This window comes from Citrobacter sp. 506, assembly GCF_050434985.1.
GTDB classification, from domain to species: Bacteria; Pseudomonadota; Gammaproteobacteria; order Enterobacterales; family Enterobacteriaceae; genus Citrobacter; species Citrobacter braakii.
Map to the genome: position 1 here is coordinate 525816 of NZ_JBNDJN010000003.1, position 17071 is coordinate 542886.

Consider the following 17071-nt stretch of genomic DNA (forward strand, 5'->3'; position numbering starts at 1 on the left):
TGGTCTTATGCTGAGTATTCTCTGGAATCTGGCTGCATTCATCGTTGCACTTGGTGTGCTTATCACCGTGCATGAATTTGGTCATTTCTGGGTTGCACGGCGCTGCGGAGTCCGCGTCGAACGCTTTTCCATTGGCTTTGGAAAAGCGCTTTGGCGGCGTACCGATAAATCAGGTACGGAATACGTCATCGCCCTGATTCCCCTCGGCGGTTACGTCAAAATGCTGGATGAGCGCGCTGAACCGGTCGCACCGGAGCTGCGCCATTACGCTTTCAACAATAAAACGGTTGGACAACGCGCAGCCATCATCGCCGCAGGTCCGATTGCCAACTTCCTTTTTGCTATTTTCGCGTATTGGCTGGTGTTTATCATCGGTGTCCCTGGCGTTCGTCCGGTTGTTGGTGAAATAACACCCAACTCGATTGCCGCACAGGCGCAAATTCAGCCGGGTACGGAACTAAAAGCGGTTGATGGTATCGAAACCCCTGATTGGGATGCCGTGCGATTACAACTGGTATCCAAAATTGGCGATGAACATACGACTCTCAGCGTGGCGCAGTTTGGCAGCAACCAGCGGCAGGACAAAACGCTGGATTTACGCCATTGGGCATTTGAGCCAGACAAAGAGGATCCTGTTTCCAGTTTAGGGATTCGCCCACGCGGTCCGCAGATTGAATCGGTGCTGTCAGAAGTGCAGGTAAACTCCGCTGCAAGTAAGGCGGGTTTGCAAGCTGGCGACAGGATCGTTAAAGTCAATGGTCAGCCGCTGACGCAATGGATGACGTTCGTGACGCTGGTGCGCGATAATCCGGATAAGCCGTTAGCGCTAGATATTGAAAGACAAGGAAGTTCCTTGTCTTTAACGTTAACCCCAGATTCAAAACAGGTTAACGGGAAGGCAGAGGGTTTTGCGGGCGTGGTGCCTAAAGTTATTCCTCTGCCTGATGAGTATAAGACTGTACGCCAGTATGGGCCATTCAGCGCCATCCTCGAAGCCTCGGATAAAACGTGGCAGTTGATGAAGCTGACGGTCAGTATGCTGGGAAAATTGATTACCGGTGATGTAAAACTGAACAACCTCAGTGGGCCGATTTCTATCGCCCAGGGGGCTGGGATGTCAGCGGAGTTCGGGGTTATTTATTACCTGATGTTCCTTGCGCTTATCAGCGTGAACTTAGGGATAATCAACCTGTTTCCGTTGCCCGTTCTTGACGGGGGGCATCTGCTGTTCCTGGCGATTGAAAAGCTGAAGGGCGGTCCGGTATCCGAGCGGGTTCAAGACTTTAGTTATCGCATTGGCTCTATCTTGCTGGTGTTGTTAATGGGGCTTGCACTTTTCAATGATTTCTCTCGGTTGTAAGAGAGTGTTAGGAAGAACGCATAATAACGATGGCGATGAAAAAGTTGCTCATAGCGTCGCTGCTGTTTAGCAGCGCCACCGTATACGGTGCTGAAGGGTTCGTAGTGAAGGACATTCATTTCGAAGGCCTACAGCGAGTCGCCGTTGGTGCGGCTCTCCTCAGTATGCCGGTGCGCACAGGCGACACGGTTAATGATGAAGACATCAGTAATACCATTCGTGCTCTGTTCGCCACCGGTAACTTTGAGGATGTCCGCGTCCTGCGCGATGGTGATACCCTTCTGGTTCAGGTAAAAGAACGTCCGACGATTGCCAGCATCACTTTCTCCGGTAACAAATCGGTGAAAGATGACATGCTCAAGCAAAACCTCGAGGCTTCTGGTGTGCGTGTTGGCGAGTCTCTGGATCGCACCACGCTAGCCGATATCGAAAAAGGGCTGGAAGATTTCTACTATAGCGTCGGTAAGTACAGCGCCAGTGTGAAAGCGGTGGTAACGCCGTTGCCGCGTAACCGCGTTGACCTCAAGCTGGTCTTCCAGGAAGGCGTTTCGGCGAAGATCCAACAGATCAATATCGTCGGCAACCATGCTTTCTCGACCGACGAACTGATCTCTCACTTCCAACTGCGTGATGAAGTGCCGTGGTGGAACGTGGTGGGCGATCGTAAATACCAGAAACAGAAACTGGCGGGCGATCTTGAAACCTTGCGCAGCTACTATCTGGATCGCGGTTATGCCCGCTTCAATATCGATTCCACCCAAGTTAGTCTGACGCCGGATAAAAAAGGGATCTACATTACCGTTAACATCACTGAAGGCGATCAATACAAGCTTTCAGGGGTACAGGTGAGCGGTAACCTGGCTGGGCACTCCGCCGAAATTGAGACCCTGACCAAAATCGAGCCAGGCGAACTCTATAACGGCACCAAAGTGACCAAAATGGAAGATGATATCAAGAAGCTTCTGGGTCGCTATGGCTATGCCTATCCGCGCGTACAGTCGCAACCTGAAATCAACGACGCCGACAAAACCGTTAAATTACGCGTAAACGTGGATGCAGGTAACCGTTTCTACGTGCGTAAGATTCGTTTTGAAGGTAACGACACCTCTAAAGATTCCGTTCTGCGTCGCGAAATGCGCCAGATGGAAGGTGCCTGGTTGGGTAGCGATCTGGTCGATCAGGGTAAAGAGCGTCTGAACCGTCTGGGTTACTTTGAAACTGTCGATACCGATACTCAGCGTGTACCGGGTAGCCCGGATCAGGTTGATGTGGTCTATAAGGTCAAAGAGCGTAACACCGGTAGCTTTAACTTCGGCGTTGGTTACGGTACTGAAAGCGGCGTGAGCTTCCAGGCTGGCGTTCAGCAAGATAACTGGTTAGGTACCGGTTATTCAGTCGGCATCAACGGCACCAAAAACGACTATCAGACCTATACTGAGTTGTCTGTCACCAACCCATATTTCACCGTTGATGGGGTGAGCCTTGGTGGTCGCGTTTTCTACAATGACTTTAAAGCGGATGATGCAGACCTGTCCGACTATACCAACAAAAGTTATGGTACTGACGCAACGCTCGGCTTCCCGATCAACGAATACAACACCTTGCGTGCGGGTGTGGGTTATGTGCATAACTCCTTGTCTAACATGGATCCACAGGTTGCAATGCAACGTTATCTGGTTTCAATGGGTAAGGATCCTGACGCTGATAGCTTTAAATCAGACGATTTCACCTTCAACTATGGGTGGACATATAACAAGCTGGACCGTGGGTACTTCCCAACGGAAGGTACGCGTGTCAACCTGAACGGTAAAGTAACCATTCCGGGTTCTGACAACGAATACTACAAAGCGACGTTGGATACCGCGACCTATGTGCCGATCGATGACGATCACAAATGGGTTGTTCTGGGTCGCACGAAGTGGGGCTATGGTGACGGCATCGGCAGCAAAGAGATGCCGTTCTACGAGAACTTCTATGCCGGTGGTTCCAGCACCGTGCGTGGTTTCCAGTCCAACACCATCGGTCCAAAGGCTGTCTATTTACCGGCTAATCGTTATAACAACGATAGCGATTACGATAACGAATGTGACGCCACCAATACTTCACCGTGTAAATCGGATGATGCGGTGGGCGGTAACGCCATGGCTGTCGCCAGCCTGGAATTTATTACCCCGACGCCGTTTATCAGCGACAAGTATGCCAATTCGGTCCGTACCTCATTCTTCTGGGATATGGGTACCGTTTGGGATACGAACTGGGATTCAGCTAAGTACTCTGGTTATCCGGACTACAGCGATCCGAACAATATCCGTATGTCAGCGGGTATCGCTTTACAATGGATGTCCCCATTGGGGCCGTTGGTTTTCTCCTACGCCCAGCCGTTCAAGAAGTACGATGGAGACAAAGCGGAACAGTTCCAGTTTAACATTGGTAAAACCTGGTAATTGTTCTTCGCAAAGGAATGTAGTGGTAGTGTAGCGATGACTTTAGGCGATCTTGCATGGGATCGCCTGGCCACGCAAAGAACTGTACCTTCGGGTGCAAATGGGATGGTAAGGAGTTAATTGTGAAAAAGTGGTTATTAGCTGCAGGTCTCGGTTTAGCGATGGCAACGTCCGCACAGGCTGCTGACAAAATTGCAATCGTCAACATGGGTAGCTTGTTCCAACAGGTTGCACAGAAGACGGGCGTTTCTGCTACGCTGGAAAACGAGTTCAAAGGCCGTGCCAGCGAACTGCAGCGTATGGAATCTGATCTGCAATCTAAAATGCAGCGTCTGCAATCCATGAAAGCGGGTAGCGATCGTACTAAGCTGGAAAAAGACGTCATGGCTCAGCGTCAGACTTTCTCTCAGAAAGCTCAGGCTTTTGAGCAGGATCGTGCGCGTCGTTCCAACGAAGAACGTGGCAAACTGGTTACTCGTATCCAGACAGCTGTGAAATCTGTTGCTAACAGTCAGAGCATCGATCTGGTTGTTGACGCAAACACCGTTGCATACAACAGCAGCGATGTAAAAGACATCACCGCTGACGTACTGAAACAGGTTAAATAAGTAATGCCTTCAATTCGACTGGCTGATTTAGCAGAGCAGTTGGATGCAGAATTACACGGTGATGGCGATATCGTCATCACCGGCGTAGCGTCCATGCAATCTGCGCAAACTGGCAATATCACGTTCATGGTGAATCCTAAGTACCGTGAACACTTAGGCGTATGCCAGGCCTCTGCCGTTGTGATGACGCAGGACGATCTTCCTTTTGCTAAGAGTGCAGCGCTGGTAGTGAAGAATCCCTACCTGACCTATGCACGTATGGCGCAAATCTTAGATACCACGCCGCAGCCCGCACAAAACATTGCACCGAGTGCAGTGATCGATGCGACGGCGAAGCTGGGTAATAATGTTTCTGTGGGCGCAAATGCGGTCATTGAGTCTGGCGTAGAACTGGGCGATAACGTCGTTATCGGCGCAGGCTGCTTCGTCGGAAAAAATACTAAAATCGGCGCAGGTTCACGCTTGTGGGCGAATGTGACGATTTACCACGACATTCAGATCGGTGAGAATTGCCTGATCCAGTCCAGCACTGTCGTCGGATCTGATGGATTTGGTTACGCGAACGATCGCGGTAACTGGGTGAAGATCCCGCAGCTTGGTCGCGTGATTATCGGCGATCGCGTCGAGATCGGCGCTTGTACCACCATTGACCGTGGTGCGCTGGACGATACTGTGATCGGTAATGGTGTTATCATTGATAACCAGTGCCAGATTGCGCATAACGTTGTGATTGGCGACAATACGGCGGTAGCCGGTGGCGTCATTATGGCGGGTAGCCTGAAGATTGGCCGTTACTGCATGATTGGCGGCGCCAGCGTGATCAATGGGCATATGGAAATATGCGATAAAGTCACGGTTACTGGCATGGGTATGGTGATGCGTCCTATCACCGAACCTGGCGTCTATTCCTCAGGCATTCCGCTACAGCCCAATAAGGTATGGCGTAAAACAGCTGCACTGGTGATGAATATTGATGATATGAGCAAGCGTCTCAAAGCGATTGAGCGCAAGGTTAATCAACAAGACTAAAGCACCGTTTTTGCATGTCTGACTTTTCGGCCTGTCCCATTCATATGATTGCGACAGGCCGTGTTATTATTGCCTTTTAGTATATTTTGACAGGAAGAGTATTTTGACTACTAACACTCATACTCTGCATATTGAAGAGATTTTAGAACTTCTGCCGCACCGTTTTCCGTTTCTGCTGGTTGACCGCGTGCTGGATTTTGAAGAAGGTCGCTTTCTGCGCGCAGTGAAAAATGTATCTGTTAACGAGCCTTTCTTCCAGGGCCACTTCCCGGGTAAACCTATTTTCCCAGGCGTACTGATTCTGGAAGCAATGGCGCAGGCCACCGGTATCCTTGCGTTTAAAAGCGTAGGGAAACTGGAACCAGGTGAACTGTACTATTTTGCGGGTATTGACGAAGCGCGCTTTAAGCGTCCTGTCGTGCCAGGCGATCAGATGATCATGGAAGTGACTTTCGAGAAAACGCGCCGCGGCCTGACCCGTTTTAAAGGGGTTGCGCTGGTCGACGGTAAAGTTGTGTGCGAAGCAACGATGATGTGTGCCCGTAGCCGGGAGGCCTGATACGTGATTGATAAATCCGCCTTTATTCACCCAACTGCCATTGTGGAAGAAGGCGCCAGCATTGGCGCTAACGCTCACATTGGCCCATTTTGTATTGTTGGACCCCATGTTGAAATTGGTGAGGGTACCGTACTGAAGTCTCACGTTGTCGTGAATGGCCATACAAAAATTGGTCGCGATAACGAGATCTATCAGTTTGCCTCCATCGGTGAAGTTAACCAAGATCTGAAATATGCTGGCGAACCGACCCGCGTGGAAATTGGCGATCGCAACCGCATCCGCGAAAGCGTCACCATTCATCGTGGCACAGTGCAGGGCGGTGGAGTGACGAAGGTGGGCAGCGATAACTTACTGATGATTAATGCGCACGTCGCGCATGATTGTACGGTAGGCAACCGCTGTATTCTGGCGAATAACGCCACGCTTGCCGGGCATGTATCGCTGGATGATTTTGTTATCATCGGCGGCATGACTGCGGTGCATCAGTTCTGCATCATCGGCGCGCATGTGATGGTTGGCGGCTGTTCTGGCGTTGCTCAGGACGTGCCTCCATACGTTATCGCCCAGGGCAACCACGCAACGCCATTTGGCGTCAATATCGAAGGTCTGAAGCGTCGTGGGTTCACCCGCGAAGCGATTACCGCGATTCGTAATGCCTACAAAGCGTTGTACCGTAGCGGTAAAACGCTGGAAGAAGTGAAACCGGAAATCGCGGAACTGGCGAAACAGTACCCTGAAGTTCAGGCTTTCAGCGACTTCTTTGAGCGCTCAACGCGTGGTCTGATTCGTTAATGACTGAGCAGCGTCCTTTAACGATTGCCCTCGTCGCCGGAGAAACCTCCGGCGATATTCTTGGTGCAGGGTTAATCCGTGCACTCAAGGCTCGCGTTCCCAATGCGCGTTTTGTTGGCGTGGCGGGTCCGCTGATGCAGGCCGAAGGCTGTGAAGCCTGGTACGAAATGGAAGAGCTGGCGGTAATGGGCATTGTTGAAGTGCTCGGACGCCTGCGCCGTTTACTGCAAATACGCGCCGATCTCACTCGCCGATTTACCGACTTAAAGCCGGATGTTTTCGTCGGTATTGATGCGCCTGATTTCAATATTACCCTCGAAGGGAATTTGAAAAAGCAGGGCATTAAAACCATTCATTACGTCAGCCCCTCTGTGTGGGCCTGGCGACAGAAACGCGTTTTCAAAATAGGCAGATCCACCAATATGGTGCTGGCCTTTCTGCCTTTCGAAAAAGCGTTTTATGACAAATTTAACGTCCCGTGCCGCTTTATCGGTCATACCATGGCAGATGCCATGCCGTTGGACCCGGATAAAAACGCGGCTCGCGATGTTCTGGGTATTCCCCATGACGCTCACTGCCTGGCGCTATTGCCAGGAAGCCGTGGCGCAGAAGTGGAGATGCTCAGCGCCGATTTTCTGAAAACGGCGCAGTTGTTACGCCAGCATTATCCAGATCTCGAAGTGGTAGTGCCGTTGGTGAATGCCAAACGTCGCGAGCAGTTTGAGCGCATTAAAGCTGAAGTTGCACCGGAGCTTTCCGTACATCTGCTTAATGGGATGGGACGTGAAGCGATGGTTGCCAGCGATGCCGCACTGCTGGCTTCCGGCACCGCTGCGCTGGAATGTATGCTGGCAAAATGCCCGATGGTGGTTGGCTATCGTATGAAACCTTTCACCTTTTGGCTGGCAAAGCGTCTGGTGAAGACCGATTACGTTTCGCTACCTAACCTGCTGGCGGGAAGAGAACTGGTTAAAGAGCTGTTGCAGGAAGAGTGCGAACCGCAGGCGCTGTCGCAAGCGCTGTTGCCGTTGCTGGCGAATGGCAAAACCAGCCATGCAATGCACGACACATTCCGTGAACTGCATCAGCAGATCCGTTGCAACGCTGATGAGCAGGCGGCGGATGCGGTCCTGGAGTTAGCGCAATGATTGAATTTGTATATCCGCATACGCATTTAGTGGCGGGTGTAGATGAAGTTGGACGTGGTCCTTTGGTCGGCGCGGTCGTCACTGCCGCCGTCATTCTGGATCCGGCTCGCCCTATTATCGGTCTTAACGACTCAAAAAAACTGTCGGAAAAACGTCGCCTGGCGCTATTCGATGAGATTAAAGAAAAAGCGTTAAGCTGGAGCCTGGGGCGTGCGGAACCACATGAAATCGACGAGTTGAATATTTTACATGCCACCATGTTGGCCATGCAGCGTGCGGTTGCGGGTCTACATATAGCGCCGGAATACGTACTGATCGACGGCAATCGTTGCCCGGCATTACCGGTGCCATCGCTTGCGGTGGTAAAAGGTGATAGCCGTGTGGCGGAGATTAGCGCGGCGTCGATACTGGCAAAAGTTACTCGTGATGCTGAAATGGCGGCCCTGGATACGGTGTTCCCGCAGTATGGCTTTGCACAGCACAAAGGCTATCCAACCGCTTTTCATCTGGAAAAGTTGGCAATGCATGGCGCAACAGAGCACCATCGCCGTAGTTTTGGCCCCGTCAAACGCGCACTGGGACTCACGTCCTGATTCTTGTGTCGAAGGAATCTGAAGATGTCTGAACCTCGTTTCGTCCACCTGCGGGTGCACAGCGACTACTCCATGATCGATGGGCTGGCGAAAACCGGGCCTCTGGTGAAAAAGGCGGCCGCGTTAGGCATGCCTGCGCTGGCGATCACCGATTTTACCAACCTGTGTGGTCTGGTGAAGTTTTACGGAGCGGGTCACGGTGCGGGTATCAAGCCGATAGTTGGCGCAGATTTTCATGTCCGTAGCGAGCTGCTGGGCGATGAACTCACGCAGCTCACCGTGCTGGCCGCAAACAATACTGGCTATCAGAACCTGACGTTGTTGATATCGAAAGCCTATCAGCGTGGTTATGGCGCAGAAGGGCCGGTCATCGACCGGGATTGGCTGGCCGAGTTAAAAGAAGGTTTGATTTTGCTCTCCGGCGGCCGCATGGGCGACGTTGGGCGCAGCCTGCTGCGCGGTAATAGCGCACTGGTTGATGAGTGCGTAGCGTTTTACGAAGAACATTTTCCAAATTGTTACTTCCTCGAGCTTATCCGCACCGGCAGGCAAGATGAAGAAAATTATCTGCATGCAGCGGTAGAGCTGGCGGAAAGGCGTGGTCTTCCGGTGGTGGCGACCAACGATGTTCGTTTCCTTGAAACCGGTGATTTTGACGCGCATGAAATCCGCGTGGCAATCCATGACGGGTTCACCCTTGACGACCCGAAACGCCCGCGTAATTATTCGCCGCAGCAGTACATGCGTAGCGAAGATGAGATGTGCGAGCTGTTTTCCGATATTCCGGAAGCGCTGCAAAACACCGTTGAGATAGCTAAGCGCTGTAACGTGACGGTACGTCTGGGTGAGTATTTCCTGCCACAGTTCCCGACCGGTGATATGACCACCGAGGATTTCCTCGTGGCGAAATCGCGCGAAGGTCTGGAAGAGCGTCTGGCGTTTTTGTTCCCGGACCCTGAAGTTCGCGCCCAGAAGCGCCCGCCTTATGACGAACGTCTGGAAGTTGAACTGAAAGTTATCAACCAGATGGGATTTCCTGGCTACTTCCTGATCGTGATGGAATTTATCCAGTGGTCGAAAGATAACGGCGTACCGGTAGGCCCTGGACGTGGTTCCGGTGCCGGCTCGCTTGTCGCCTATGCGCTGAAAATTACCGACCTGGATCCGCTGGAATTTGACCTGCTGTTCGAACGATTCCTGAACCCGGAACGTGTCTCAATGCCCGACTTCGACGTTGACTTCTGTATGGAGAAACGCGACCGGGTAATTGAACACGTGGCGGAAATGTACGGTCGTGATGCGGTTTCGCAGATTATTACCTTCGGTACGATGGCGGCCAAAGCGGTTATCCGCGACGTGGGGCGCGTTCTGGGACACCCGTACGGCTTCGTTGACCGTATTTCGAAACTGGTGCCACCCGATCCGGGCATGACGCTGGCAAAAGCCTTTGAAGCCGAACCCCAACTGCCGGAAATCTATGAGGCAGATGAAGAGGTTAAAGCGCTGATCGATATGGCGCGTAAGCTGGAAGGCGTCACGCGTAACGCCGGTAAACACGCCGGTGGTGTAGTTATCGCGCCGACCAAAATTACCGATTTTGCGCCGCTGTACTGCGATGAACAGGGGCTGCACCCGGTTACTCAGTTTGATAAGAACGACGTGGAATATGCCGGCCTTGTGAAGTTCGACTTCCTCGGCCTGCGTACGCTCACCATCATCAACTGGGCGCTGGAAATGATTAACGCGCGCCGTGAAAAGAACGGCGAGCCGCCGCTGGATATCGCCGCTATCCCGCTGGATGACAAGAAAAGCTTCGACATGCTGCAACGCTCGGAGACCACGGCGGTCTTCCAGCTAGAATCCCGCGGCATGAAAGATCTTATCAAACGTCTGCAGCCTGACTGCTTCGAAGATATGATCGCCCTGGTGGCCCTGTTCCGTCCTGGTCCGCTACAGTCGGGGATGGTAGATAACTTTATCGACCGTAAGCATGGTCGCGAAGAGATTTCCTACCCGGACGTACAATGGCAGCATGAGTGTCTGAAACCGGTACTGGAGCCGACCTACGGCATTATCCTGTATCAGGAACAGGTTATGCAGATTGCCCAGGAGCTGTCCGGATATACCCTTGGCGGTGCGGACATGTTGCGTCGTGCGATGGGTAAGAAAAAGCCGGAAGAAATGGCTAAGCAGCGCGGCACCTTTGAAGAAGGGGCGAAAAAGCGCGGCGTCGACGGCGAACTGGCGATGAAAATCTTTGACCTGGTGGAGAAATTCGCCGGTTACGGATTTAACAAATCGCACTCCGCTGCCTATGCGCTGGTCTCTTACCAGACGCTATGGCTGAAGGCGCATTACCCCGCCGAGTTTATGGCGGCGGTAATGACCGCCGATATGGATAACACCGAGAAAGTGGTCGGGCTGGTGGATGAATGCTGGCGTATGGGGCTCAAAATCCTGCCGCCGGACATCAACTCCGGGCTTTATCATTTTCACGTGAATGATGATGGCGAAATTGTCTATGGCATCGGCGCGATAAAAGGCGTGGGTGAAGGGCCAATTGAAGCTATTATTGAGGCGCGCAACGAAGGCGGTTACTTCCGCGAGCTGTTTGATCTCTGTGCGCGCACGGACATCAAAAAACTCAACCGCCGGGTGCTGGAAAAGTTAATCATGTCCGGGGCGTTTGACCGCCTTGGTCCGCATCGTGCGGCGCTGATGAATTCGCTCAACGATGCGCTAAAAGCCGCCGATCAGCATGCGAAAGCCGAGGCAACGGGTCAGGCGGACATGTTTGGCGTGCTGGCTGAAGAGCCGGAACAAATTGAACAGTCTTATGCTAACTGTACACCGTGGCCGGAGCAGGTGGTATTAGAAGGGGAACGTGAAACGTTAGGGCTTTACCTGACGGGACACCCCATCAACCAGTATTTAAAAGAAATTGAGCGCTATGTTGGAGGCCACAGGCTGAAAGACATGCATCCGACAGAACGTGGTAAAGTCACCACGGCTGCGGGGCTCGTCATTGCTGCGCGGGTAATGGTCACCAAGCGCGGCAATCGTATCGGCATCTGTACCCTGGATGACCGTTCCGGGCGTCTGGAAGTTATGTTGTTTACCGACGCCCTGGATAAATACCAGCAATTGCTGGAAAAAGACCGCATACTTATCGTCAGCGGACAGGTCAGCTTTGATGACTTCAGCGGCGGGCTTAAAATGATGGCCCGTGAAGTCATGGATATTGACGAAGCCCGGGAAAAATATGCTCGCGGGCTTGCTATCTCGCTGACGGACAGGCAAATTGATGACCAGCTTTTAAACCGACTCCGTCAGTCTCTGGAACCCCACCGCTCGGGGACAATTCCAGTACATCTCTACTATCAGAGGGCGGATGCACGTGCGCGATTGCGTTTTGGCGCAACGTGGCGTGTCTCTCCGAGCGATCGTTTGCTAAACGATCTCCGTGGCCTTATTGGTTCGGAGCAGGTGGAACTGGAGTTTGACTAATACAGGAATACTATGAGTCTGAATTTCCTTGATTTTGAACAGCCGATTGCAGAGCTGGAAGCAAAAATCGATTCTCTGACTGCGGTTAGCCGTCAGGATGAGAAACTGGATATTAACATCGATGAAGAAGTGCATCGTCTGCGTGAAAAAAGCGTAGAGCTGACGCGTAAAATCTTCGCCGATCTTGGCGCATGGCAGGTAGCCCAGTTGGCGCGCCATCCACAGCGTCCGTACACCCTGGATTATGTCCGCCTGGCATTTGATGAATTTGATGAGCTGGCGGGCGATCGCGCCTATGCGGATGATAAAGCTATTGTCGGCGGCATCGCGCGTCTGGATGGTCGTCCGGTGATGATCATTGGTCATCAGAAAGGCCGTGAGACCAAAGAAAAAATTCGTCGTAATTTCGGCATGCCGGCACCGGAAGGCTATCGCAAAGCGCTGCGTCTGATGGAAATGGCCGAGCGTTTCAATATGCCGATCATTACTTTCATCGACACCCCTGGGGCTTATCCGGGCGTGGGCGCGGAAGAACGTGGTCAGTCTGAAGCGATTGCGCGCAACCTGCGTGAAATGTCGCGTCTGAGCGTACCGGTAATCTGCACCGTTATTGGTGAAGGTGGTTCCGGCGGCGCGCTGGCGATCGGCGTAGGCGATAAAGTGAATATGCTGCAATACAGCACCTATTCCGTTATCTCCCCGGAAGGTTGTGCCTCCATTCTGTGGAAAAGCGCCGACAAAGCGCCGCTGGCCGCAGAAGCGATGGGGATTATCGCGCCGCGTCTGAAAGAGCTGAAGCTTATCGACTCTATCATCCCGGAACCGCTGGGCGGCGCGCACCGCAACCCGGAAGTGATGGCTGCGTCCCTGAAAGCACAACTGCTGGCCGATCTCGCCGACCTCGACGTGTTAAGCAAAGATGATTTGAAAAACCGTCGTTACCAGCGTCTGATGAGCTACGGTTACGCGTAAACTGCATTAATTCTGAAAAGGGCCACAACGCTGTGGCCCTTTTTTTTACCTGTGGTTTCACCAGGCTATGATTAACTAAGGTTTTTCCAGGAGGATCGCATGAATATCATTGCCATCATGGGACCGCATGGCGTCTTTTATAAAGATGAGCCCATCAAGGAACTTGAGCGTGCGCTGCAACAGCAGGGGTTTCAGATTATCTGGCCGCAGAATAGCGTCGACCTGCTTAAGTTTATCGAACATAACCCACGAATTTGCGGTGTCATTTTTGACTGGGATGAATACAGTCTGGATCTGTGCAGTGACATCAACCAGCTCAACGAGTATCTCCCGCTCTACGCCTTTATTAATACCCATTCGACGATGGATGTCAGCGCGCACGACCTGCGCATGGCGCTGTGGTTTTTTGAGTATGCGCTGGGCCAGTCTGAAGATATTGCAACCCGCATCCGTCAGTACACCAGCGAATACCTCGATAACATCACCCCTCCTTTCACCAAGGCGCTGTTTACCTATGTGAAGGAAGGAAAGTACACCTTCTGCACGCCCGGACATATGGCGGGAACGGCGTATCAGAAAAGCCCGGTCGGCTGCCTGTTCTATGATTTCTTTGGCGGCAATACGCTGAAGGCCGACGTGTCTATTTCCGTGACTGAACTGGGTTCGCTGCTGGATCATACCGGCCCGCATCTGGAAGCGGAGGAGTATATCGCGCGCACCTTTGGCGCCGAGCAGAGCTATATGGTGACCAACGGCACCTCGACGTCGAACAAGATTGTCGGCATGTATGCCGCGCCTTCAGGCAGTACGCTACTGATTGATCGCAACTGTCATAAGTCGCTGGCGCATTTGCTAATGATGAGCGATGTGGTGCCAATCTGGCTGAAGCCTACGCGCAATGCGCTGGGGATCCTCGGCGGTATACCTCGTCGGGAATTCACCCGCGCAAGCATTGAACGCAAGGTAGAAGAGACCCCTCAGGCACTATGGCCGGTACACGCGGTGATCACCAACTCCACCTATGACGGCCTGTTGTATAACACCAACTGGATCAAGCAAACCCTGGATGTGCCCTCCATTCATTTTGATTCTGCCTGGGTGCCGTATACCCATTTTCACCCGATCTATCAGGGGAAAAGCGGGATGAGCGGCGAACGGGTGCCGGGGAAAGTGATTTTTGAAACCCAGTCAACCCACAAGATGCTGGCGGCACTATCACAGGCTTCTCTGATCCACATTAAGGGCGACTACGACGAAGAGACGTTCAACGAAGCCTTTATGATGCACACTTCCACTTCCCCGAGCTACCCGATTGTCGCGTCGATAGAAACGGCGGCGGCAATGCTGCGTGGCAATTCAGGCAAGCGGTTGATCAATCGTTCGGTGGAGCGGGCGCTGCATTTCCGTAAAGAAGTGCAGCGGCTACGCGAAGAGTCGGATGGCTGGTTCTTTGATATCTGGCAGCCGGAAAGGGTAGATGAAGCGGAGTGCTGGCCGGTAGCGCCTGGTGAAGACTGGCACGGATTTGTTGATGCTGACGCCGATCATATGTTCCTCGACCCGGTGAAGGTCACCATTCTTACGCCGGGAATGGATGAACAGGGAAATATGAGTGAAGAGGGGATCCCTGCGGCGCTGGTGGCGAAATTCCTTGATGAGCGCGGCGTCGTTGTCGAGAAAACGGGACCGTATAATCTGTTGTTCCTGTTTAGTATTGGCATTGATAAAACCCGGGCGATGGGGCTACTGCGCGGCCTGACGGAATTTAAACGCTCGTACGATCTGAATTTACGCGTGAAAAATATACTGCCGGATCTGTATGCCGAAGATCCCGATTTCTATCGTAATATGCGTATTCAGGATCTGGCGCAGGGGATCCATAAGCTGATCCGCCAGCACGATCTCTCCGGGCTGATGCTGCGGGCATTTGATACCTTACCGGAAATGAAAATGACCCCGCACCAGGCCTGGCAGCGGCAGATCAAAGGTGAGGTCGAAACGGTGGCGCTCGATCAACTGGTGGGGCGCATTTCTGCCAATATGATTCTGCCTTATCCTCCCGGTGTGCCGCTCTTGATGCCCGGGGAAATGATCACGGCCAAAAGTCGGGCTGTACTCGATTTTCTGCTGATGTTGTGTTCGGTGGGCCATCACTATCCTGGATTTGAAACCGATATCCATGGCGCTAAACTGGGTGAAGATGGCGTGTATCGCGTGCGAGTCCTAAAAATGGCATGACGACTTGCGTGAACCCATTACGCACGAGTAACGTGCTGGCAGAAAAACGAAAGAGGCGATGACGCTATGCTGGGATTAAAACAGGTTCACCATATTGCCATTATTGCGACGGATTACGCGGCGAGTAAGGCATTTTACTGTGATGTGCTGGGCTTTACGCTAATCAGCGAAGCCTACCGGGAAGAACGTGACTCGTGGAAGGGGGATCTGGCATTGAACGGTCAGTATGTGATTGAGCTTTTTTCTTTTCCATTTCCGCCTTGCCGTCCGAGCCGACCGGAAGCCTGCGGTTTACGCCATCTGGCGTTCAGCGTAGATGACGTGGAAAAAGCGATCGCGCATCTGGAAGCTCACCACGTGAAGTGCGAATCCGTGCGTATCGATCCGTTTACCGGCAAACGCTTTACGTTTTTTAACGATCCGGACGGATTACCGCTCGAACTGTATGAGCTGTAAGTCTTATCATTGTGGCATTAGCCCGGCAATATGCCGGGCAATGCCCTTGTAAGTAACCATCATGACGACACTCACGCTGAACACTTCACTGCTAAATTCTCAATCGATTCTGGTCGCCTTTAGCGGCGGGCTGGACTCCACCGTGCTGCTGCATCAGCTGGTACTGTGGCGAGCGCAAAATCCTGAGGTTGCCTTGCGTGCAATCCATATTCATCACGGATTAAGCCCGCAGGCAGACAGTTGGGTGCAACACTGTGAGTCGGTATGCGCACAGTGGCAGGTGCCGCTGGTGGTTGAACGGGTCCAACTTGAGGATGATGGTCTGGGCATCGAAGCTCAGGCGCGACGCGCGCGCTATCAGGCATTTGCGCAGACCTTACTACCGGGTGAAGTGCTGATGACCGCCCAGCATCTCGACGACCAGTGTGAAACCTTTCTACTGGCGCTTAAGCGCGGCAGTGGTCCTGCCGGGCTTTCCGCCATGGGCGAAAGCTCACCATTTGCCGGAACCCAACTGATTCGACCGCTGCTGGCGCAAACGCGAGAGGCGCTTGAAGTATGGGCGCGACAGCATGAATTATGCTGGATCGAAGATGAAAGTAATCAGGATGATGCCTACGATCGCAATTTTCTCAGATTGCGCGTTACCCCGTTGCTCCAACAACGATGGCCGCACTTCGCGCAAGCCGCAGCCCGCAGCGCCGCGCTGTGCGCCGAGCAGGAGAGTTTACTGGATGAACTGCTGGCCAACGATTTAGCCGACTGCGTGACTGTTCAAGGCACACTGTTACTGGCACCGTTAATGATGATGAGTGGCGTGCGGCGTGCCGCTCTGCTGCGTCGCTGGCTGGCGGGGTTAAATGCGCCGATGCCTTCCCGGGACGGGCTGGAACGTATCTGGCAGGAAGTGGCGTTGGCGCGAGAAGATGCTTCCCCCTGTTTTCGTCTAGGAGAATATGAGGTCCGTCGCTATCAGTCACAGCTATGGTGGGTTAAATCGGTCGACGGGCAAAGCGAAACCGTCATCCCGTGGTCATGTCGGGAAACGCCGTTGACATTGCCTGCCGGGTTAGGCTCGGTGCAGCTAATCTCTGCTGGCGAATTGCGCATGCCGCAAGCAGGTGAAGCGATCAGTATTCGTTTTAAAGCGCCAGGCGTATTGCATATTGTCGGGCGTAACGGTGGACGTAAATTAAAGAAAATCTGGCAGGAGCAGGGGATCCCGCCTTGGCGACGAGATACCACGCCGTTGTTGTTTTACGGTGAAACGTTGATTGCGGCTGCGGGTGTTTTTGTGACGCGTGAGGGTGCGGCGGTAGATGAAGAAGGTATGAGTCTGATTTGGCATGCCTGATGGCGGTGCGA

The 17071-nt window shown here is 52.8% G+C and carries 13 protein-coding genes; all 13 read left to right on the plus strand.

Translation table 11 applies throughout. From position 1 onward, the window contains the following. The first annotated feature begins 7 nt into the window (after positions 1-7). Positions 8-1360: a sigma E protease regulator RseP gene (rseP, locus tag ABIE10_RS15390; RefSeq protein ID WP_016151763.1), complete on the plus strand. Its 1353-nt coding sequence runs from the start codon at positions 8-10 to the stop codon at positions 1358-1360. 29 nt (positions 1361-1389) lie between these two features. After that, on the plus strand, positions 1390-3804 hold the full coding sequence (gene bamA / locus ABIE10_RS15395) for an outer membrane protein assembly factor BamA (protein ID WP_016151764.1): 2415 nt from the start codon (positions 1390-1392) through the stop codon (positions 3802-3804). 122 nt (positions 3805-3926) lie between these two features. Then, a complete protein-coding gene (skp, locus tag ABIE10_RS15400) occupies positions 3927-4412 on the plus strand; it encodes a molecular chaperone Skp (protein WP_016151765.1) in 486 nt (161 codons plus the stop codon). A gap of 3 nt (positions 4413-4415) precedes the next feature. Next, complete coding sequence (lpxD, locus tag ABIE10_RS15405; RefSeq protein ID WP_003018531.1) at positions 4416-5441, plus strand: UDP-3-O-(3-hydroxymyristoyl)glucosamine N-acyltransferase; 1026 nt, start codon at positions 4416-4418, stop codon at positions 5439-5441. Between the two features lie 103 nt (positions 5442-5544). Next, positions 5545-6000 carry a 3-hydroxyacyl-ACP dehydratase FabZ gene (gene fabZ, locus ABIE10_RS15410; RefSeq protein WP_003018528.1) on the plus strand — a complete coding sequence of 152 codons (456 nt, stop codon included), beginning with the start codon at positions 5545-5547 and terminating at the stop codon, positions 5998-6000. Positions 6001-6003: 3 nt separating this feature from the next. Next, entirely contained in the window at positions 6004-6792 is a 789-nt protein-coding gene (lpxA, locus tag ABIE10_RS15415; RefSeq protein ID WP_003018525.1) for an acyl-ACP--UDP-N-acetylglucosamine O-acyltransferase, read from the plus strand. After that, a complete protein-coding gene (gene lpxB, locus ABIE10_RS15420; protein WP_080859352.1) occupies positions 6792-7940 on the plus strand; it encodes a lipid-A-disaccharide synthase in 1149 nt (382 codons plus the stop codon). The genes lpxA and lpxB overlap by 1 nt, the downstream gene beginning before the upstream one ends. Further along, positions 7937-8533, plus strand: coding sequence for a ribonuclease HII (gene rnhB, locus ABIE10_RS15425; protein WP_019078405.1), 597 nt, complete (start codon positions 7937-7939; stop codon positions 8531-8533). Before lpxB ends, rnhB begins: the two co-directional genes overlap by 4 nt. Positions 8534-8557: 24 nt before the next feature. Continuing rightward, complete coding sequence (gene dnaE / locus ABIE10_RS15430; protein ID WP_016151769.1) at positions 8558-12040, plus strand: DNA polymerase III subunit alpha; 3483 nt, start codon at positions 8558-8560, stop codon at positions 12038-12040. A gap of 12 nt (positions 12041-12052) precedes the next feature. Continuing rightward, on the plus strand, positions 12053-13012 hold the full coding sequence (gene accA, locus ABIE10_RS15435; protein ID WP_003018513.1) for an acetyl-CoA carboxylase carboxyl transferase subunit alpha: 960 nt from the start codon (positions 12053-12055) through the stop codon (positions 13010-13012). A 99-nt stretch (positions 13013-13111) separates the two neighbouring features. After that, positions 13112-15250 carry a lysine decarboxylase LdcC gene (ldcC, locus tag ABIE10_RS15440; protein ID WP_046275340.1) on the plus strand — a complete coding sequence of 713 codons (2139 nt, stop codon included), beginning with the start codon at positions 13112-13114 and terminating at the stop codon, positions 15248-15250. Positions 15251-15316: 66 nt separating this feature from the next. Next, positions 15317-15706 (plus strand): VOC family protein, encoded by a 390-nt coding sequence (locus ABIE10_RS15445; RefSeq protein WP_016151771.1) that lies wholly within the window; start codon positions 15317-15319, stop codon positions 15704-15706. A 61-nt stretch (positions 15707-15767) separates the two neighbouring features. Continuing rightward, entirely contained in the window at positions 15768-17060 is a 1293-nt protein-coding gene (gene tilS, locus ABIE10_RS15450; protein ID WP_204552765.1) for a tRNA lysidine(34) synthetase TilS, read from the plus strand. Positions 17061-17071 lie beyond the last annotated feature (11 nt).